The organism is Paenibacillus dendritiformis (genome assembly GCF_015845845.1).
Taxonomy (GTDB): Bacteria; Bacillota; Bacilli; order Paenibacillales; family Paenibacillaceae; genus Paenibacillus_B; species Paenibacillus_B dendritiformis_C.
Genome location: NZ_LDIG01000113.1, coordinates 19,975 through 39,120, shown reverse-complemented (window position 1 = coordinate 39,120; position 19,146 = coordinate 19,975). Strand labels below are relative to the sequence as shown.

Sequence of the window (19,146 nt, the reverse complement as noted above, 5' to 3'; positions counted from 1 at the left end):
AAGCGAATGAAGAATAGGATGGGAATCTCCGGACGGATCACGATATAATGGATGAGATAATCCGGTGAGACGGAGAAGTGGCAGAAACTCAACCGCCGCGCTTCCCGCGCCCCGGGTAGACCTGAAGCCAAATGGGGGAGCGACGATGAAGCATTGGGGAAAAACCGTCGTATTTCTGGTAGTGGCCGCCGTCTTGACGCGGGTCATTCCGTTTTCATCTTTCTTTCGCAATGTAGATACGCTCGTGCATGAGCTCGGTCACGCGATCGTCACCCTGCTCGTGTCCGGGAAAGTATTGTATATTCACTTATTCGCCGATCATAGCGGAGTCACGTACTCTTCCGCGGCAGCCCATTCGTGGCGCTTCATCCTTATCGCGCTCGCCGGGTATACCGTCTCGACGGTGTTCGCGGTCCTGCTGTTCTACGGATATGCCCGCGGCAAGCAGCAGACCGGATTAATGGCTATTCTCATTGTCACGGCCATCAGCCTGCTTTTCTTCGTGCGCAACGGCTATGGCGTCATGTGGTGCATCGGCTTCCTGCTCTTGACCGCCGCGATCTGCTTCTGTCCATGGCCATGGCTGCGGCAAGGCTACTACTTGCTGGTCGCCTTCATCGCCCTGGTCGAATCGGTACTGGGCCCGGTGTTCCTGCTCATCCTGGCCGTACAGAATCCGGGCCAGGCCGGAGATGCCGCCAATCTGGCGCGGCTGACCCCGGTTCCGGCCGCCTTGTGGGCGCTCCTGTTCACGGCGGTCGCCCTGCTCGGAGCGAGGGAATGCCTGCGGCTCTTCCTTCATCCGAGGAGAAGCTCCCGCTCCCGCTAACGGCAGCCCGATCGGATGCGGCTCCGCCCCGATCGCCGTGCACGAACGGCTAAGCGCGTTGCGGGCGAAGCGCACTGCCGCCGTGAACTGTCATAGAAGGAGGCCGCCCTCGCTTCGACATAGGGCAGCCTCTTCTTATGCTTACATATTCAGCCGCGAGATGAATTCCTCGGCGGCGCTGTATCCCTGCTGCTGCAAATAATAGTTGTTGGCGGCCGCCTCGACCAGGCTGGCGACATCCCGTCCGGGCTGAAGCTGAATCTGGACGGTCGGAACCTTGACGTCCATATATTCCGTGAACCGGGGCTCCAGCTCCAGCTCGTTGTTCAGTTCGTTGTCCTTCCACTTCGTCAGCTCGATATCGAGCACGATGCGGGTCTCTTCCTGGAAGGCGCTGCGGCCGTAGATGCGGGCCACATTAATGAGCCCGATGCTCCGCAAAGCGAGAAATTCGCGCGTCTTGCCGTCGTGGGTGCCGATCAGCGTCTCCGGGTTCATCTTGCGCAGGACGACCGCGTCATCCGACACGAGGCGGTGCCCCCGGCGAATGAGCGTGAGCGCCGTCTCGCTCTTGCCGATGCCCGACTTGCCGCGCAGCAAAATGCCGATCCCCGCCACGTTCATGCATACGCCATGCACCTGAATCTCGGGCGCCAGCATTTTCGTCAAATAAGAATCAACCAGTCCGATGAACTTCGATGTCGTCATGGAGGTGCGGAGCAGCGGAATGTCTTCCCGCCGGCAATGATCGATCAAGTACGTGAGCCCTTCCTGATCCCGAGTAACGACAAAGCAAGGGGGATGGTATTTCACGACGTTTTTGATCCGGGCATCGCGCTCTTCCTCGGTCAGCGTATGAAGGTACCCGATCTCCTTCAGTCCAAGGACTTGAATGCGTTCCTGCGGGAAAAATTCATAGTACCCGGCGAATTCAAGCCCCGGCCGGTGCACGCGTGTCTTGGAAATGGTGCGGTTCAGGCGGTTCTCGCCCGTCAGCACTTCAAGCTTGAACTTCTCCACGAGCTGTTGAATCATGACCGTTTTCATCTCATCACCTCATCGGATCCAATGTTCCTTATATTCTAACAAAAAGAAGGCTGAAAAACCCATCCATCGTGAAAATTTTCACTAATTTATTTAGAAAAAATGACTCGTTTGACCAAGAAGGAAAAAAAGGGGGCTGTGCAAGTGTAGTCTGGTGCTGCAGCGAGACACTCCCCCTTATTCTTAAGGCTCGACTTGCCAAAAAAACTGCAACAATGCAGTATTCCCTTATAACGTTTGCTTCGGTACAACAATTCCTGCAAAACCGCATCATTTTCAGCATATAAAAGAGATATACAGCAAGAATCCTCCAGAAATAATGCTCTTTTGCAGGAATTTAATAAAATAGCGGTTCAAGGGGCATAAATTCCTGCATTCACGCAGGATTTCACTGCATCTTCCATCTTCGCCGCTATCTTCCCGCCTCCAACATTTCTGTTGTCCCGTCTTTCCCCGTCTCCTTCTACACTACCTGGCAGACAGTCTCTCCATTCCGCTTCCGCCGCTAGCCGTGCAAGGACAAAATTCAGTGCTTTCAAATGCGCTTCAACACCTTCACGATCTCTTCTGCGATGCCAAGCTTATACCCTTGGGACAAATAGCGAAGACGAAGCTCACGGTCAACGACGAGCACTAGGGGGTACTCATTCCCGTTCCAGCCCGAAAGGAACGGCTGTATCGCCTGCAGGGCCGCTCCCGCTTCATCGACGGCATAGCGGGTCCGCTCCGGCATTCCTTCGAGGGAGAACGGCCCGCGATTGCGCTGCTCCTCGACCCGCAGCTCGATTCGGCCGCCCCAGGCGTCCAGCTCCGCCTGCAATTGCCGCAGTTCGCGGGCCAGATGCTTCGACGGCTCCCGTTCCGGGTCGAGCCAGGCCAGAATGGCGCCTTCGGCAGGAATATCGAGCGTCCCCAACTGCTCCGGACCAAGCCGGCTCAGCACCGGAACCTCGAACTGCTCCTGGCGGAAGGCAATCGTGACCGGGACGACGCCGCCGGCCGGAACCGTGAAAAACGTCAGCCGGGCCAGCACCGTGCCGTCGCCCAGGCGGACGCCGGTCGTCAACCGGTAGTCCCCGGCCGGGACGTCGATCGTCTTGCCGTACGCCGCCTTCTCCCCGAACGGGAATGTCAATGTTCGGTACAGGCCATCCTCCAGCCGCGCGATCGTGAAGTTCTGATAGTAGGCGGCTTCCGGACCGTCTTCGCCTCTCTCGAAGCAAATGGCGCCCTTGCCTGCCGCTTCCTCCGCCGCGGCCGCCTCGGTCTGTCCCGCTTCCGCCGGGAACTCGGCGCGAACCCATTGCCCGCCGGCCCAATATTCCGGGTCGGCGTGAAGCGGATCGAGCCGCGCCGGGATGCCCAGGCTTCGGGCGGCGGCGACGAAGCAGATGTCGCGGCTGAGGCGATCGATCCGCTTGAGCCGGTAGGCGCCCGCCGGAGTCGCCATCCCCGCGTAGCGGTCCATGCCATGGACGAGGCCGATCTCGCGGCCGAGACGATCGGCAAGCGCCTGCGGCTCGCTCCGGTACCGCTCCTGCTCCTCCGGCGTGAACTGCTGCCGGAAAAAGGCGCGGTACGGCGCAATCATCTCGAAATGAACCCGCGGGCACAGCACGTAGTCCGCGAACAGGCGGTCGTCGCCTGTCTGAGCCTTGAACGGCATCGCTCCTTCCAGATGCTCGGCGAGCGTTGGCTGCATCGTGTCATGAAGATCTTTGCTCCGCAGCGACTCCAGCAGCTTGAGCGCCCATTCGCCATGCACAGGCGTCTGCGCCTTCAGGAAGGCAGCCATCTCGGCGCTCCCTCCCCGGGCCGCAAGCAAAATGTCCTTCACCCGCTTCTCCGGCAGACCGAGCTCTCGGGCCAGCTCCTCCGCCTGCCCGGCCGTCCAGAATGTCGCTTCATAGGCGGCCCGGGTTGCCGTGCCATGCTGAATCCGGCGGTCGTGGACCCGGCGCTCCTCCTCGCCCGCGCCATCGCCGCCGCTCTCGGCCAGCTCCGGCGGCGGCGTCATATCCCACTCCAGCGTGCCGGGCCGGGGAGCGCCATGCCGGAGGACGATGTCGCACTCCTCCGTATCGCCGACGGCGATCTTGCGGCAGCCCCAGCCCCGCTCTCCGCGCGCATGGATAACCAGATCGCCGCAGCCGGTCGTGAAAGAGACCCGCCCCAGCGAGTCGGTCGGCAGCGTGGCGATCGTGCTGAACTCGGCGAAGTTATAGAGCTGGAACTGCACCTCGGCCTGAGCCGGCTCCCCTGCCTCGGTCACGGCGCGAACCGTAATCGTCTTTCGCGGCGCATAGTTGCCGAGCAGATTGATCTCGGTGTACCACGGATGATCCGAGCAGGTCTCCTCCGGCCCGATGTAATCTGCCGCGACGCGGGTGTTGACGAGCATCGCCCGCCGCGAGGGCGCGCGGAACCAGCCCTCGTTCAGGCGGGCTTCCGGTTCGCAGGCGCCAAGGAAGTGCCATTCGCCGTCGGCCCAGGCCTCGACCCAGGCATGGTTCGAGTCGCAATGCGCCCAGCGCGGCGTATAGCACTGGCGCGCCGGTATGCCGACGCTTCGGAGAGCGGCGACGGCCAGGGTCGACTGCTCGCCGCAGCGTCCGAGCGCGGTGCGCATCAGGGTCAGCGGCGACACCGTCCGCATGTCCGTGCCGATGTATGTCGCCTTTTCATGGCACCAATAATTCGTCTCGAGGATTGCCTCTGTGATCGATTTATTTTTGACCCGATCGAATAACTCCTCGAAAATGACGTGCCGGCTGTCATCCATATTCTCGTTGTTCACCCGGTAAGGCAGCACGAAATTCAGGAAAACGTCCTGCGGAATCCGCTCTCCCCATGGCGCCAGCCCGCGCGTCTCCAGCGTCCGGCGGACATGCTTCAGGAAGTAGTCCCCGTCATAATCCGCCATATCATGCAGCGGCATGTAGGCATATAGAAATTGCAGACAAAAGCGCTCTTCTTCCGTTAACGGCTCGTCAAAGATGCCGAATAGCGCTTCGTCCCGATGGCGCGCCAATTGGCGCTTGTACTGGAATTTCTCCTTCAAGCGCTGAAGCCATTGCCCGTCCGTCACGTTCAGCTTGCTCATCCACTTCGTCCCCTGTCTTCTCGCAGATTTGGTGCATCAGAGATGCGGTAATGCTTCAGAAATGCGGTAATGCTTCAGAGATAACGTTGAGATCCGTTGATGCTTCAGAGATACGGCGATGCTTCGGAAGCCGGGAACCAATCCGGCTCATGCCAAGCTATCTGGAAATTCGTCGTGGTGTTACCGATATCTCTATTATAGTCGAAGAGATCGGGAGTGGGAATCGCCTCTCTCTTTTAAGTTTCTATTTTCTGCATGAAATTGTATAATAATGTACGATGAACAATCGTTTCTATGAGAAAGGATTGAGAAAATAGGCTCGGAACATTTACCATGATAAATTCCACATTTTATTCTCGTAAAAACGTCCATTTTATTTTAATTTCTGGCGAACAAGTGGTACACTAAGTGTAAACGCAAACATTGGGTATGTCATTTTAGATATACTCATAGATTTGGCATAATCCGTAAGGAGGTCTAGCATTCATGTCGGCTGCAGAAGTTACTGAGAAGGAAAGGGTATGGAAGGATTACTATGGACCCAATCTCGGGTACATCCAGGAACAGTACGAGCAATACGTTAACGATCCCGAATCCGTCGAAGCGAATTACCGGGACCTGTTCGCCCGCTTCGGGCCGCCGCCTGCTTCAATCGGTTCCCAAGCAGCGGGAGCCGCTGCTCCGGTCTCGCTGGACGGGGACGGATTAAATAAAGTCGTCTCCGCCGTCAAGCTGGCCGGCATTATTCGCACCTTTGGCCATCTGGCGGCCGATATCGATCCATTGGGCATTAATCCGCCCGTGGATACCCGCCGCTTCGAGCCGGAGACCTACGGCTTGACCCGCGCGGATCTGGAAGCTCTGCCTGCCTCAATCGTGCTCAAGGAGGCGCCTGCCGGCGTCCACACCTGCTGGGATGCGATTGAGCATCTGCGCGCGGTATACACCCGATCCATCGCGTACGAATTCAGACACGTGCATGACGAGGAAGAATTGAAGTGGCTGCGCAGACATACGGAATGCCTCAACTCGCCGGAGCCGCTTACTCCGGCCGAACGCGTCGCTCTCTTGAAACGGCTGATCGAGGTCGAGCAGTTCGAGACGTTCCTGCACCGCACTTTCGTCGGGCAGAAGCGCTTCTCGATCGAAGGCACCGATGTTCTCGTGCCAATGCTGGACGAACTCGTCCGCGCCTCCGCGGCCAACGGCACTCAGCGTATCCTCATGGGCATGGCTCATCGAGGCCGGTTAAACGTGCTCGCGCACGTGCTTGGGAAGCCGTACGGCAAGATTTTCTCGGAGTTCCATCACTCTCCGAACAAGGACCTGTTCCCGTCGGAAGGCTCAATGGGGATCAACTACGGCTGGACCGGCGACGTGAAGTATCATCTGGGCGCCGATCGCTCCGTAACCGAAGGCAATACCGTGCGGACCAAGGTTACGCTCGCGAATAACCCGAGCCATCTGGAATACGTCAATCCGGTCGTGGAGGGCTTCTCCCGCGCCGCCCAGGATGACCGCAGCCAGCCGGGCTATCCGCGCCAGGATACCGGCAAGGCCGCGACGGTGCTCATGCACGGCGACGCCGCCTTCCCGGGGGAAGGCATCGTCTCGGAGACGCTCAACTTCAACAAGCTGCGCGGCTTCCGGAACGGGGGCACGCTGCATATTATCGTCAACAACCGCATCGGGTTCACGACGAAGAGCGAGGACTCCCGCTCCACGCATTATGCAAGCGACCTGGCCAAAGGCTTCGAGATTCCGATCGTGCACGTGAACGCGGACGATCCGGATGCGTGCATCGCGGCCGTTCGCATGGCGGTCGAATACCGGAGCGTGTTCAAGAAGGACTTCCTGATCGATCTGATCGGCTACCGCCGCCACGGCCACAACGAGATGGACGATCCGGAAGGAACGTCGCCGTTCGTGTACCGCAAGGTGAACCAGCATCCGACCGTGTATGCCCTCTATGGCGAGCGGTTGAAGCAGGAAGGCCTGGTTGACGACGCGCAGATCGAACAGATGAAGAAGGATGCCGAAGCCGTCCTGCAGCAGGCGTATGACAAAATGAAGGAGACGACCGACCGGGCGTACCGCCACAATACGGGCGAGCCGCCAAGCCGCTTGTCCGGCAACGGCACCGCCGTGCCGCTCGAGCAGTTGCGGGAGATTAACCGCGAGCTGCTGGTGGTGCCGGAGGGCTTCCAGGTCTATCCGAAGCTGCAGCGCATTTTGCAGCGCCGGGCCAACGCGCTCGATGAGGGCGAGAAGGTCGACTGGGCGCTCGCCGAGACGCTGGCGTTCGCGACGATCCTGGCGGAAGGGCAGCCGATCCGCATCACCGGGCAAGATTCCGAGCGGGGCACCTTCTCGCAACGCCATCTCGTGCTGCACGACTATCACACGGGCGAGACGTTCTCGCCGCTGCACCGCATTCCGCAGGCGAAGGCCTCCTTCGCTATCTATAACAGCCCGCTGTCCGAGGCGTCTGTGCTCGGGTATGAATACGGCTATAACGTATTCGCGCCAGAGACGCTCGTGATTTGGGAGGCGCAATACGGCGACTTCGCCAATGCGGCGCAAGTCATTTTCGACCAGTTCATCGCTGCCGGCCGGGCGAAGTGGAACCAGAAGTCCAATCTCGTCGTCCTGCTGCCGCATGGGTTCGAGGGCCAAGGGCCGGAGCATTCCAGCGCCCGCCTGGAGCGCTTCCTGCAATCGTCCGCCGAGCATAACTGGACGGTTGTCAATTTGACCAGCGCCGCGCAATACTTCCATCTGCTGCGCCGTCAGGCCGCGATCGGCGGAACCGATGAAGCGCGTCCGCTCATCGTCATGGCGCCGAAGAGCCTGCTGCGCAACCCGCGGAGCGCATCGCCGGCCCGCGAGTTCAGCGAAGGGCACTTCCATCCCGTCTGGGATGAAGCCCTGGAAAGCCAGCAGCCGAAGAAAGTGGAGCGCCTTATTCTGGCTACCGGCAAGATGGCAATCGATCTGCAGACGGAACTGGAGACGTCGGATGGAGATCACTCCTGGCTGCATATGATCCGCGTCGAACAGCTCTATCCGTTCCCGCAGGAGGAAATTGCGGCTATCATCGGACGCTATCCGGCCCTGAAGGAGATCGTCTGGGTGCAGGAAGAACCGAAAAACATGGGCGCCTGGACGTACATGGAGCCGCGGCTTCGCGAAGTCGCTCCGAAGAAGGTGCCTGTCCACTATATCGGACGTCCGGAGCATTCCAGCCCGGCGAGCGGGTATGCGGATGTCCATAGTTTCGAACAGCGCCAAATCATTACCGAATCGTTGCATCGCTCGACAAAAACTAATTAACCTGGGAGGTTACGGTCGTGGCTGAAATCAAAGTGCCTGATCTTGGAGAATCGATATCGGAAGGAACCTTGCATAAATGGCTTGTCAAAGTAGGCGACACGGTAGGTCAAGGGGATCTGCTCGCCGAGTTGGAAACCGATAAAGTCAATCTGGAAATCAGTGCCGAAGAGAGCGGAGTCATTGAATCGATCCTGAGAGGGGAAGGCGAAAATGTCGCTGTCGGCGAAGTCATCGCCGTCATCGGCTCCGGGGCGGGAGCAAGCGCTCCAGCAACTGCTCCAGCGGCGGAAGCGGCTGCCGCAGAGAAGGAAAGCGCTCCGGCCGCAGCCCCGGCAGCGCCGGCCCCAGCGCCTGCGCCTGCTGCGGATAGCGGCGCATACCACGCGTCTCCGGCGGCGCGCAAGCTGGCGAGGGAGAAAGGCATCGACTTGAACGGCGTGGCTGCGCGCGACCCGATCGGCCGCATCCAGCATGATGACGTGCAGGCGAACGCGGCCCGCCCGGCGGCAGCGCCAGCGGCGGCTCCAGCCGCGCCGGCGAAGCCTGCGGCTCCGGCTTCCGGAGCGGCTGGCGATTCGGCCAAGCCGATCGAGCGCCAGCGCATGTCCCGCCGCCGCCAGACGATCGCGACTCGCCTGGTGGAGGCGCAGCAGACGGCAGCCATGCTGACGACGTTCAACGAAGTCGACATGACTGCGATTCTCGATATCCGCAAGCGGCGCAAAGACGCCTTCAAGGAAAAGCATGATGTCGGTCTCGGCTTCATGTCCTTCTTCACGAAGGCGGTCGTCGGCGCATTGAAGGCTTACCCGTTGCTGAACGCCGAGATCGACGGACAAGATATTCTCGTGAAGAAATTCTACGATATCGGCATCGCCGTGGCAGCGAAAGAAGGGCTCGTCGTGCCGGTCGTTCGCGACGCGGATCGCCTCAGCTTTGCGGAGATTGAGCGCTCCATCGCCGAACTGGCGACGAAGGCCCGCTCCAACTCGTTGGCGCTGTCCGATCTGCAAGGCGGCTCCTTCACGATCACGAACGGCGGCGTTTTCGGCTCCCTGCTGTCGACGCCGATCTTGAACGCGCCGCAGGTCGGCATCCTCGGGATGCACAAGATCCAACTGCGTCCGGTCGCCATCGATGAAGAGCGTTCGGAGAACCGTCCGATGATGTATATCGCTCTCTCCTACGATCACCGCATCGTCGATGGAGCGGAAGCGGTCGGCTTCCTGGTTAAGGTCAAGGAGATGCTGGAAGATCCGGAGACGCTGCTCCTCGAAGGATAAGGCCGCGTCACCTATGCACTTAGGTAGAAACAGCCGGCTCTGCGGAGCCGGCTGTCTTCATTCGCGGCGCCGGAAGCGCTCCGGTTGGCGGCGCGAAGATCTTGTTCCGCCTGGGCCTACGGCCTGTCCGCATTTTCGCCCTTGCGGAGAATTGCTTTGACTTCCCCGAATCCGAGTGATAGGATAATTTTGGATATTGCGGATTGTAGAAGATCGCATCGATATTTGCCACTTTGCGGCTGCCTGCAGGCATGCCGCTTTTTCTGTATCATGCGTTTGAAAGGATCAGCATTCATTCTAGTTGTAACGGGGGTGCAGCGGTTGACGACAACCGTATTTTTCGCTTCGAAATCGTTAGGCGACCTGACGGACAGCCAACTGCAGCGGATGCTGGACCGGTTCGGGCTGGGCCGATTGATTCACACCGCGCCTACGGAGCACGGGGTCATGAAGCAGACGCTGTTCGTGACGTCCACAGCCGGGGAATTCGTGCTGAAGGGCAATCCTCTCTATCCCGGACAGTGGAAGGAGCAAGCGTATTTTGTCCGCCATTTGCACGCGAATACCGGAGTCAAGGTGCCTTATCCCTATCTGCTAGATGAGTCGGAGGATATTTTCGGCTGGACCTATGCACTCATGCCCCGCCTCCCCGGACGGCATATCCACGATCCGGAGATGCTGCGCCTGCTTCATCGCGAAGATGGGGTGAGCATCCCGGCTCAGCTCGGGAGCGCCCTGCGCGCGCTGCATGGGTGGAAGGCCGACCATCCCGGGGAATTCGATCCGGACAGCGGCCTTATCCGCCCGTTCGACGGCTCCTACACAGAGTGGCTATACGGAACAATTCGCTACTGGCTCGACGACGCCGCGAAGTACTCTGTCATTACGGATAGGGATAAGGCATGGGTGGAGCAGCTATTGGACAACGCGCAGGCAACGATGGAGAGCCTGGACTCCCCCCGCTTCGTCATGGGCGACTTCAAGCCGGAAAACGTGCTCGTGCAGTACATCGATCGAGGCTGGGAAGTGAGCGGCGTGATCGATTTCACGACGTCCTATTTCGGGGATGCCGCCGCTGACTTGCCGAAGCTGACGTGGGCCGAGCCGTATACCGAAGCGGCTGGAAGACTGTTAGGATCGAATCAGGATCAGAAGACTTGCCCGACAAGCGAAGGAGAATGAGCATAATGAAAAAGATAAGGCGGCTGAGATGGATGGCGGCCGCACTTGCCGCTGTAACCATCCTTACGGCATGCGGCCAGGAACAGCAGGCTGTACCCGCACCAGAAGATGCGGCTTCCGCTCCCGGCGAAGGAACGAGCGCGCCCGGGACAGCAAGTCCGAACACGCCGTCGGCTCCCGCCTCCACTGCTCGAACCATATCCGAGCCTGCGGCAGCGCCGGAAACACTCGAATCGCCGGCGGCCCCGCAGGCGGAAGCCCCGGTGAATGCCTCGGCGTGGCTCGGCACATGGAGGTGGGCAGAGTCGGATAAATATAATTCCGCCGCCATCGAAATTAAAAGCGTCGATGAACGACAGATGGTCTTTTCCTTAATGGCTTTTCATGTGACCAATATGAAGACGATGGATGGGTCTCACGGCAACATCGAGAACGGCGTGGCCGAGATGGTTGGCAATGAGGCGGTTTTTACGGATGTAGAAGATGAAGACTTTGAACTGCGCATGTCTCTCGGAGATGATCATCTTACCGTAACAACCAATAAGAACTATATTGGTTTCGGCGCTTTTGTCACCGTTGACGGCGCCTATGCGCGCTGGACCCCGGAGCCGGCCAATACCGACTACCTTGTCGTGCCGGGACAATCGCTCGGCAAAATCTCGCTCGGGATGACGCAGGATGAAGTCATTCGGCAATTGGGCCAGCCTGCGGCCGCGGAAGAGAACCGGATGATCTATCAATCCTCGGAGCATGAGATCGTCCTGTATATGGAGGAGCAGACTGTCCGGCAGATCGCCTTCTCTTCTCCGGCGTTCTCTACGGCGGAAGGAGTCAATACCGGCAATCACGCCGATTATGGCGATTTCTTTGCCCGCTCGGAATACCGGCAGCGCTACCTGCACCTTCGCGAGGAATGGATCGAAGGCGGACTCGCTTTCTTCACCTTCAACTCCGATGCGCCGGAAGGCGACACGGAGCAACGGCAGCAAGTCCGCGGTTATATTTACGAGGGGCAAGAAATGTATGAAGAACCGCTGAGCGAGGCCGAATGGAAGCCTGTCGGCCAATGAATTGATTTACGGCGCTCCGTCCGAATACGCCACCAGCACTTCCGTAATGATGATGACAGCCGCCATCAGAACGAGGATCGATGGCCCCTGGTATTTGGCGGAGCACCATTTTTTAATGGCAAAATAACCGGCAAAAAAGACGAGAATCATCCAGCGAACGGCATCGTATTTCGGCGTGGCCAGCAGAAAAAATCCGACAAACGCGGCGACCGCGGTATAGAACATCCATTTGATCCACACTAGTTGTACTCCTTCCAATACCGGTACTGAATATCCTTCTGGCCGTTCGTGACGATGACCATATTTTCGATTTTGCCCGTCTCGATATTCGTACGGTAGATCATCGTCCGCGTTTCTCCGACATCAGGAACCGGGGGAATGTATTTGTCCAGGAAGAAAGCCCCGCCTGCGCCCGAGGCATGCTGGACCCATGGCTTGCTTCCCCGGGTCAACAAGAGGCCTACGCCATAGCTGGTCGCCGTTTTGGCCGCGGATCCCATAAAGTTCTCGAATTTGCCCGTCGTATGTTTTTGCTCCCAATATGTATATTTTGATTCGTCCTTTTCATAGCTGACGACGTTGCCCTTGCGGTCCACCGAGATCATCGTCTTGTCGTTGCCCTCCTGCAGCGGATAGTTCACGACAACGGAATCGCGCGTCATCTTCGTCGTCTCTCCTCCCCCAAGGTAATCCGTTCTCTCCACCTCATCCGCATATTTGAGGTTGATAATATTCATCTTGTCATGAGCTTCCTGCATCAGATTTTTATCGCCCAACTCCTCCGCCTGCTTCAGAATGTCCTCATATTTCTGATATTCCTTCACGTCTTCCTCGTCCCAGTCCTTGAATTGCTCTCCGGCGGAATCGGCGCCAGGCTGGGCTCCGGCCCCCAGCACGCTGCTTACGAACACCGCTCCGCTGGCCGCCATGACAGCCGCATTCAAGAGGGCCTGAATTCCCCCGGTTGGAGTGCCGTCCCCTTCCCTGAACCGGCGGGCGATATCCTTCAATTCCAGCTCTATCTCCTGGAGCTTCGCCAAGAAGGAAGAGAACACCTGCTGAGACGACTGGAACTCGCTGTAGAAGCGGTTCTTCTCCATGCCCATCCACTGCGATTCCAGCGACTTGATGGCCTTTTGAAGGCCTTCCATTTGCGTTTTGGACAACCCGTATGCCAAGTGGAACAAGTTTGCCACATTATCGATTTGCTCCGGTTTGATCGTAATGCGCATCATGCATCCATTCCCTTATCTTGAATTTGATATGATTATAGCGAATCACCGCTCTCATTCCCAGCGAGGAATTTCCTAATTTTTTACTGGTATTCCGAAGCGCCTCCCGGGATATCTCCTCATTATGAACCATTCATCCCCTTTGCTGCCGGACCTGTGAATCGGGACTTACGGCTTATCAGCCCGGCATATTTTTGTTTTGACATTTGAAAAAAAGGAATATACTTCTCTATAACAGGAGATGATCTGATGAATTTGAATGCGCCCAAGTTCACTCCCGTCCCCCGACGCAAGCTGGTGGATCAGGTGTTGGAGCAGCTCTATGGCGCGCTGGCCCGCCATTATCGTCCCGGCGATCGGATGCCGACCGAGCCGGAACTGATGGAGTTGTTCGGCGTAGGCCGCTCGACGGTCCGCGAAGCCGTGAAGATCTTGGTACATGCCGGCGTGCTGGAAGTCCGGCAAGGGGACGGGACGTATGTCCGCTCGCTTCCCTCCGATGCGGACTCGCTGGAGCAACGGCTGCTCCGGGCCGAGACGGCGCACATTACCGAAGTGAGAAGCATGATGGATGTCCAGGCCGCGCGGCTGGCCGCGGAACGGCGTACGGACGGGGATCTGAGACGGATGAAGCGGCTGCTTGAAGAGCGGAAGAAGGCATTGGAAGCGGGCAATTATGCCTCCTATGTGGATGTTGATGTGGAGTTCCACTGTTCGATTGCAGAGGCAAGCCAAAACCCGCTGCTCCTCGATCTGTACCGGGCCTTTTCCGACGCGCTGCGTGGCGAGCTCAGCCACATCATCGTCGGCACGAAGCATTATGAGGACCGGTCGGAATTGCATGATCAGCTCTACCAGGCGATTGCGGCCCGGGACGCCGATACCGCCGTGCGCTTGTCGCTGGACAATCTGGCCCCGCAGGGACGCCGCGGGAGCGAATAATGGTTGCCAACACAGAGGAGAGGAGAGATGTTATGGTCATTGATGTTCGCGATGTAACCTGGAAGAGGGACAACAAGACGATTCTGGATCGGGTATCCTGGGAGGTAAAGCCAGGAGAGCATTGGTGTCTACTCGGGCTGAACGGCTCGGGGAAAACGACCTTATTGAATATGATCAACGGCTATATCTGGCCGACCACGGGAAGCGTCTCCGTTCTCGGCAAGCGGTTCGGCACCTTCGACCTGCGCGAGCTGCGCAAACACATCGGCTGGGTAAGCACCTCCCTGCAGCAGAAGCTATACGGCCACGAGACAGTGCAGAAGATCGTGCTCAGCGGGAAATTCGCCTCGATCGGCTTGTACGATGACATCGAGGAGGCTGACGAGGAGAAGGCTTTGTCCTTGATCCGGCTGCTCGGCTGCGAGCGGCTGCTGAACCGCACCTACGACACGTTATCGCAGGGCGAGCGGCAGCGGGTGCTCATCGGCCGGGCGCTAATGGCGTCGCCGAAGCTTCTCATCCTGGACGAGCCGTGCACGGGACTCGATATCTTCGCCCGCGATCAGTTGCTCCATATGATTCAATCGATAGCGCGCGAGCCGGATGCCCCGACTCTTATCTATGTCACGCATCATGTCGAAGAGATTATGCCCTGCTTCAACAAAGCCCTGCTCATTAAGCAAGGAACCGTGTTTTCATCCGGCGATACGGCCAATCAGTTGACCTCCGCCCATTTAAGCGAATTTTTCCATGCGCGCATTGAAGTGCGGCAGGAGCTGGGCCAGCGCTATTCCCTTCAATTGCTGGACACCGAATAATACGCTCCCGCTCTATTTCTTCAATGCGACATTGCTTTCAAGGACAAAAGCCGACCTGCGTCGGCTTTTGCTGCTTCCGCCCTCTCCTTGCCTCTGAAGGCAATTCCGGCTTGGCAGGAAACTTATACTAAAGGCGGATAATAGATGATATCCGGATCGTAGCGGTCGCCGTCATACGGATTCCCGCTCCAGGCGAAAATGACGATCTTGCCTTTGTCCAGCTCCCGTTCCAGCATCTCGGCATGCTGCTTCGAGACGCCCATCGACGTCATCTTGGCGCGCAGCTCGTCGCCATGCGAGCGGAACAGATTGGCGAGCGCGGTGAAGACGCCTTCTTCCGCCACGCCGATTTGAGAGGCAGCCGCTTGTTCGGCGATATGCTCCGTCCGCTTCTTGTCATGGGCCAGCACGTATAGATGGTCCCGGTTATAGCCCAGATTGGCCAGATCCTGAATCTTCGCCTCGGCCTCCCTTGCCGTATTGACCATGTACACCTTCGTCTGCTTATTCATACCGATTCCTCCTTCAGTTCTTTCCTTTCCAATGGGGTCCGGCCGGCTTATTGTGTTCTTAACCATACCCTATGACGATCAAACATCCAACGGACTGAAAAAGAAGCGGCTCTGCGTTTTTAATCATCAAAAAGGGCTCCGGCTTATTGCCGGAGCCCTTGCTGCCTGCTTCCGTTAGAAAGCAGGATTGTATGCGCCGCACCCTGGGACGCTTAGAACTGTGCCACGACGCCCTGGGATGGAGCGGACAGCACGTTTACCGCACGGCCGTCCGAAACGGTGAGGACGTAGATAATGTATGTTTCCCCATTGACAAGGGGATTGCCATAAGCGTCTTTATCGTAGGAGTTCAGCGTAACCAAGCCTTCTCCCGAAGGAGATACGGTTTTAGAGCTATTTGCTCTTGCCCAATTCGCCTCATCCAGCGTAAAGCTGCCTGCTTTGTAGGAAGGCACCGCCATCACGGCATAGTTTGCAACGCCGCTCTCATTCGTCGGCTTGCTGAAGTAGACCCGCAGGTCGCTTCCATTCATCTCCGCCGTTACGTTTGTCGCCGGAGATACGTATTGAGCCGACAAGACCACATCGCGGGACGGATCAGAGAGCGCATTGACCGAGCTGACCCGGCTATCGGCTACGGTGAGAACATAGAAGCGATAAGCGCTGCCGCTTGTAATCGCCTCTCCTCTCACATCGCGTGCGTTGTCTGGAAGAGACAGGCGAATCGTGCCGCCCTGCTTCGCCGCATACGTGTAATATGGCGTATTGTTGGCATCCGCCAATCCAAAGCTCTGATCCGACTTCACGGCCATCACGCGGTATTCCAGCACGCCATAATCATTGGACGGCGCGGTGAAGCTCACCTCGATATCGCGCGCCGTGCCGCTATTGCCTGTTACGTTGGCCGTTACGTTCGACACCGCCGAGACCGACGAGTTGCTTGTCAGCACGATTTCCGGAGAAGCACCGGACAGCATATTCGCGTTATAGCTATTGTTGCTGACAGACAAGACAAATACCTTGTAGCCGACGCCATTTCGAATCGCCGCTCCATCAACGTCTCGTGCCGAGGAGGACAGAATCTGATCAATATTTCGGCCTGTCTTGCTTACATACGTATAGTTGTTGCTGGATACGTTGTTGGCGCGATACAAGTCGAAGCGGCTTGCATCGACCGATCTCACGACCATGATCCGGTAATGCGAGATGTTCGCTTCATCCACTGCCCGGTTGAAGCTGACCCGCATATCGCGGCCGTCGTTATAATCGCCGACGTCGCTTGCGTTGACGTTGGTAGCCGGATACACCGTCGAGTTATTGCTCAACGTGATGATGTTCGAATAGCTGGACAACGTATTGGAATAACTGCCCGAGCCGACAGACAGGACGAACACGCGGTAGCTGACGCCGTTCCGAATCAGCGCCCCGTCGACATCTCTCGCACCGGACGAGAGCGTCACGCTCTGGTTGCTGCCATTGCGGCTCACATAGGTGTAATTATAGCTGGATACATTGTTCGCATCCCCTACCGTGAAGCGCCCCGCATCGGAAGACTTCACGACCATGACGCGGTAGTGGCTGATATTGGACTCATCCGCCGCGCGGTTGAAGGTTACCCGCAGGTCACGGCCATCGCCGTAATCATTGATGTCGTAAGCCTCGACATTCGTCGCGGCATATACGCCCGAATTGCTGGACAGCGTAATGGCGCTGGATGCATAAGACAATGCATTGGAATAGCTGCCTCTGCCTACCGACAGGACAAACACGCGATAGCTCACACCGTTCCGAATATATGCGCCGTCCACATCTCTTGCGCTGGAAGAGAGCGTCAAGCTCAGATCGCGTCCCGTCTTATTTACCCGCGTGTAATATGAGCTTGACACATTATTCGCATCCGACACAGTGAACCGGTCCGCATTGGATGTCTTCACGACCATGACGCGGTAGTGATCAATCAACGACTCGTCAGAAGCCCGGTTGAACGTGATCCGCATGTCGCGGCCGTCGTTATAGTCGCTGACATCGCTGACCTGCACATTCGTTACCGCGTTAGCGATGGAATTATGAGACAGCGTAATCGACGAGGACGCGCCGCTCAGCACATTGTTAGAGCTGTACCCGTCATTCGACACCGCCATCACGAATACCCGGTAGGTCACGCCGTTGCGAATATAAGAGCCGTTGACATCCGTCAAGCTCGAAGACAAGGTCGTCGTGATATTGTATCCGGTCTTCGACACTTGATAATAGCGGCTGGAAGACAATTTGTTCGCCTCGGTCACATCGAAGCGGGTGTAGTCCCGATCCGGCACGACGAATATGCGGTAGTGGCTCACCTTCGACTCATCGGAAGATCTCGTGAACGATACCTGCAGGTCGCGGCCGTCGTTATAATTGCTTACATCCGCCACGCTCGTAATGACTGGCGCGCCGACCGTGGTGCCCAGCGTAATCGTCGCCGTGGACGAAGAGAGCTGATTGGAATGACGATTCAAATTATTGCTTACGGACAAGACGAACACCGTATAAGGCACGCCGTTGCGAATTCTGTCTCCGGACGTATCCCGGGACGACGAGCTGAGTGTCGTCGACAAGGTCGTGCCGGATTTGTATACCGTCGTATAGTTGGAGCTGGATACCGCATTCGCCGCGTTCAGATCGAAGCGATGCGCATCCTTCGACTTCACGACCATGACGCGATAGTTGGCGATATTGCTCTCATCGGAAGCCCTTGCGAAGCTCACCGACAGGTCTCTTCCATCCCCATAATCGGCGACATCACGCGCCTGCACATTCGTGACCGCATAGGCCGAATCGCCTGTCAGCGTCACGGTCTGGGAAGGGCGGGATAATACATCCTGGTTGCGCTTGCCTACCGTCAACACATACACGACGTAGGACTGGTTCGCCCGGAGAACATCTCCGTTCACGTCGCGGCTCCAGGAATTGAGCGTAATCGAAGGATTTCGGCCATACGTATCGACGACCGTATAGTTATTGTCCGATACCAGACGAGCCCGCGCCAGCGTAAAGGACGATGAATCCGAAGCCTTGACGACGAGAACCCGATAATGATCGATATTCGATTCCTGGGACGCCCGCGTGAAGCTGACGGTCAGGTCGCTGCCGTTACCCGCTTGGCCGGTTACTTTGGCATTTACATTCGTTGCCTGATAGACTTGGTCGCTCGGGTAATCGTCCCAATCACGATCCGTCGTATTAATCGTTACGGTCTGCGTTCTGGAATTCCACAGCACTTGCTCTCCCATCGCTTCGCTCACGAAGCGAACCGGAACCATCGTTCTTCCCCGGATCGTCTGGGCGGGAACGTCCAGAGTCACGTTCGAATCGTTGATTGTAGCTACCCTGGAACCGATTTTGAGGACAACGGTCGTACCCGCCTTGGTCGCGGTGACCGTCTTCGTTCTCTGGTTCCATCCTACCTTCGCATCCAACGCCTCGAAGATGGCCCGCAGCGGCAGCATCGTCCGCCCTTTAATCATCATTGGCGGTTGATCCGTCACTAGCCTGGAACCATTGATATACACACTGATTTGCGGGGCTGCCTGCACTTGCGCTTGAATGGCAAATGTAAACAACAAGGCAAATGCAATCAGCCCGGATAGCATCCTTTTCACAAGTTCATCCTCCATTTGGTGTCATTTCAAACCTCTGATATGTGTAACGCGGTTACCGAGGTAAATGTTTCTTCCTTTTTAAAAATATTTTCATTTTTGGTCAAATTATCGATTAGGCGCCCTGATGCATGAAAGGTATGCAGGCCAGCATCTCCGT

The 19,146-nt window shown here is 57.5% G+C and carries 13 protein-coding genes; 7 read left to right on the top strand and 6 right to left on the bottom strand.

The features are described from left to right. The first annotated feature begins 145 nt into the window (after positions 1-145). Complete coding sequence (locus ABD76_RS09770; protein WP_197256423.1) at positions 146-829, top strand: M50 family metallopeptidase; 684 nt, start codon at positions 146-148, stop codon at positions 827-829. A 141-nt stretch (positions 830-970) separates the two neighbouring features. On the opposite strand, the gene hprK is transcribed toward ABD76_RS09770, so the two are convergent. Further along, the gene (hprK, locus tag ABD76_RS09765) at positions 971-1,876 is read right to left on the bottom strand and encodes an HPr(Ser) kinase/phosphatase (RefSeq protein ID WP_197256421.1); all 906 of its coding nucleotides are present in this window, start codon (positions 1,874-1,876) and stop codon (positions 971-973) included. 532 nt (positions 1,877-2,408) lie between these two features. Beyond that, positions 2,409-4,976 carry a transglutaminase-like domain-containing protein gene (locus ABD76_RS09760; protein WP_197256419.1) on the bottom strand — a complete coding sequence of 856 codons (2,568 nt, stop codon included), beginning with the start codon at positions 4,974-4,976 and terminating at the stop codon, positions 2,409-2,411. A 486-nt stretch (positions 4,977-5,462) separates the two neighbouring features. Here ABD76_RS09760 and ABD76_RS09755 point away from each other — a divergent pair, with 486 nt between their 5' ends. The 4 genes from ABD76_RS09755 to ABD76_RS09740 all read left to right on the top strand — a co-directional run bounded on the left by ABD76_RS09755 (position 5,463) and on the right by ABD76_RS09740 (position 11,844). Further along, positions 5,463-8,309 carry a 2-oxoglutarate dehydrogenase E1 component gene (locus ABD76_RS09755; protein WP_197256417.1) on the top strand — a complete coding sequence of 949 codons (2,847 nt, stop codon included), beginning with the start codon at positions 5,463-5,465 and terminating at the stop codon, positions 8,307-8,309. A gap of 17 nt (positions 8,310-8,326) precedes the next feature. Continuing rightward, on the top strand, positions 8,327-9,592 hold the full coding sequence (gene odhB, locus ABD76_RS09750) for a 2-oxoglutarate dehydrogenase complex dihydrolipoyllysine-residue succinyltransferase (RefSeq protein ID WP_197256415.1): 1,266 nt from the start codon (positions 8,327-8,329) through the stop codon (positions 9,590-9,592). A 321-nt stretch (positions 9,593-9,913) separates the two neighbouring features. Further along, entirely contained in the window at positions 9,914-10,774 is an 861-nt protein-coding gene (locus ABD76_RS09745; protein WP_197256412.1) for a phosphotransferase family protein, read from the top strand. A 5-nt stretch (positions 10,775-10,779) separates the two neighbouring features. Beyond that, positions 10,780-11,844 carry a RodZ family helix-turn-helix domain-containing protein gene (locus ABD76_RS09740; protein ID WP_197256411.1) on the top strand — a complete coding sequence of 355 codons (1,065 nt, stop codon included), beginning with the start codon at positions 10,780-10,782 and terminating at the stop codon, positions 11,842-11,844. A gap of 6 nt (positions 11,845-11,850) precedes the next feature. Here the strand turns inward: ABD76_RS09740 and ABD76_RS09735 are convergent, their stop codons facing one another. Together ABD76_RS09735 and ABD76_RS09730 are read right to left on the bottom strand one after the other, a co-directional pair. Further along, entirely contained in the window at positions 11,851-12,084 is a 234-nt protein-coding gene (locus ABD76_RS09735) for a hypothetical protein (RefSeq protein ID WP_197256409.1), read from the bottom strand. After that, positions 12,084-13,079, bottom strand: a complete 996-nt coding sequence (locus ABD76_RS09730; protein WP_197256407.1) for a WXG100 family type VII secretion target — start codon at positions 13,077-13,079, stop codon at positions 12,084-12,086. The genes ABD76_RS09735 and ABD76_RS09730 overlap by 1 nt, the downstream gene beginning before the upstream one ends. 246 nt (positions 13,080-13,325) lie before the next feature. Here ABD76_RS09730 and ABD76_RS09725 point away from each other — a divergent pair, with 246 nt between their 5' ends. Both ABD76_RS09725 and ABD76_RS09720 read left to right on the top strand, forming a co-directional pair. Then, positions 13,326-14,018 carry a FadR/GntR family transcriptional regulator gene (locus ABD76_RS09725; protein WP_197256405.1) on the top strand — a complete coding sequence of 231 codons (693 nt, stop codon included), beginning with the start codon at positions 13,326-13,328 and terminating at the stop codon, positions 14,016-14,018. 32 nt (positions 14,019-14,050) lie between these two features. Next, the gene (locus tag ABD76_RS09720) at positions 14,051-14,836 is read left to right on the top strand and encodes an ABC transporter ATP-binding protein (RefSeq protein WP_197256403.1); all 786 of its coding nucleotides are present in this window, start codon (positions 14,051-14,053) and stop codon (positions 14,834-14,836) included. 122 nt (positions 14,837-14,958) lie between these two features. On the opposite strand, the gene ABD76_RS09715 is transcribed toward ABD76_RS09720, so the two are convergent. Next, complete coding sequence (locus tag ABD76_RS09715; RefSeq protein WP_197256401.1) at positions 14,959-15,348, bottom strand: YflT domain-containing protein; 390 nt, start codon at positions 15,346-15,348, stop codon at positions 14,959-14,961. Between the two features lie 212 nt (positions 15,349-15,560). Continuing rightward, a complete protein-coding gene (locus tag ABD76_RS09710) occupies positions 15,561-18,980 on the bottom strand; it encodes a copper amine oxidase N-terminal domain-containing protein (RefSeq protein WP_242069491.1) in 3,420 nt (1,139 codons plus the stop codon). Positions 18,981-19,146 lie beyond the last annotated feature (166 nt).

Bases quoted from the DNA above. Each gene is read 5' to 3' on its own strand.
- ABD76_RS09710 (WP_242069491.1), bottom strand. From the start codon at position 18,980: ATGCTATCCGGGCTGATTGCATTTGCCTTGTTGTTTACATTTGCCATT.
- ABD76_RS09755 (WP_197256417.1), top strand. From the start codon at position 5,463: ATGTCGGCTGCAGAAGTTACTGAGAAGGAAAGGGTATGGAAGGATTAC.
- ABD76_RS09770 (WP_197256423.1), top strand. From the start codon at position 146: ATGAAGCATTGGGGAAAAACCGTCGTATTTCTGGTAGTGGCCGCCGTC.
- ABD76_RS09730 (WP_197256407.1), bottom strand. From the start codon at position 13,079: ATGATGCGCATTACGATCAAACCGGAGCAAATCGATAATGTGGCAAAC.
- hprK (WP_197256421.1), bottom strand. From the start codon at position 1,876: ATGAAAACGGTCATGATTCAACAGCTCGTGGAGAAGTTCAAGCTTGAA.
- ABD76_RS09725 (WP_197256405.1), top strand. From the start codon at position 13,326: ATGAATTTGAATGCGCCCAAGTTCACTCCCGTCCCCCGACGCAAGCTG.
- ABD76_RS09760 (WP_197256419.1), bottom strand. From the start codon at position 4,976: ATGAGCAAGCTGAACGTGACGGACGGGCAATGGCTTCAGCGCTTGAAG.
- ABD76_RS09715 (WP_197256401.1), bottom strand. From the start codon at position 15,348: ATGAATAAGCAGACGAAGGTGTACATGGTCAATACGGCAAGGGAGGCC.
- ABD76_RS09720 (WP_197256403.1), top strand. From the start codon at position 14,051: ATGGTCATTGATGTTCGCGATGTAACCTGGAAGAGGGACAACAAGACG.
- ABD76_RS09740 (WP_197256411.1), top strand. From the start codon at position 10,780: ATGAAAAAGATAAGGCGGCTGAGATGGATGGCGGCCGCACTTGCCGCT.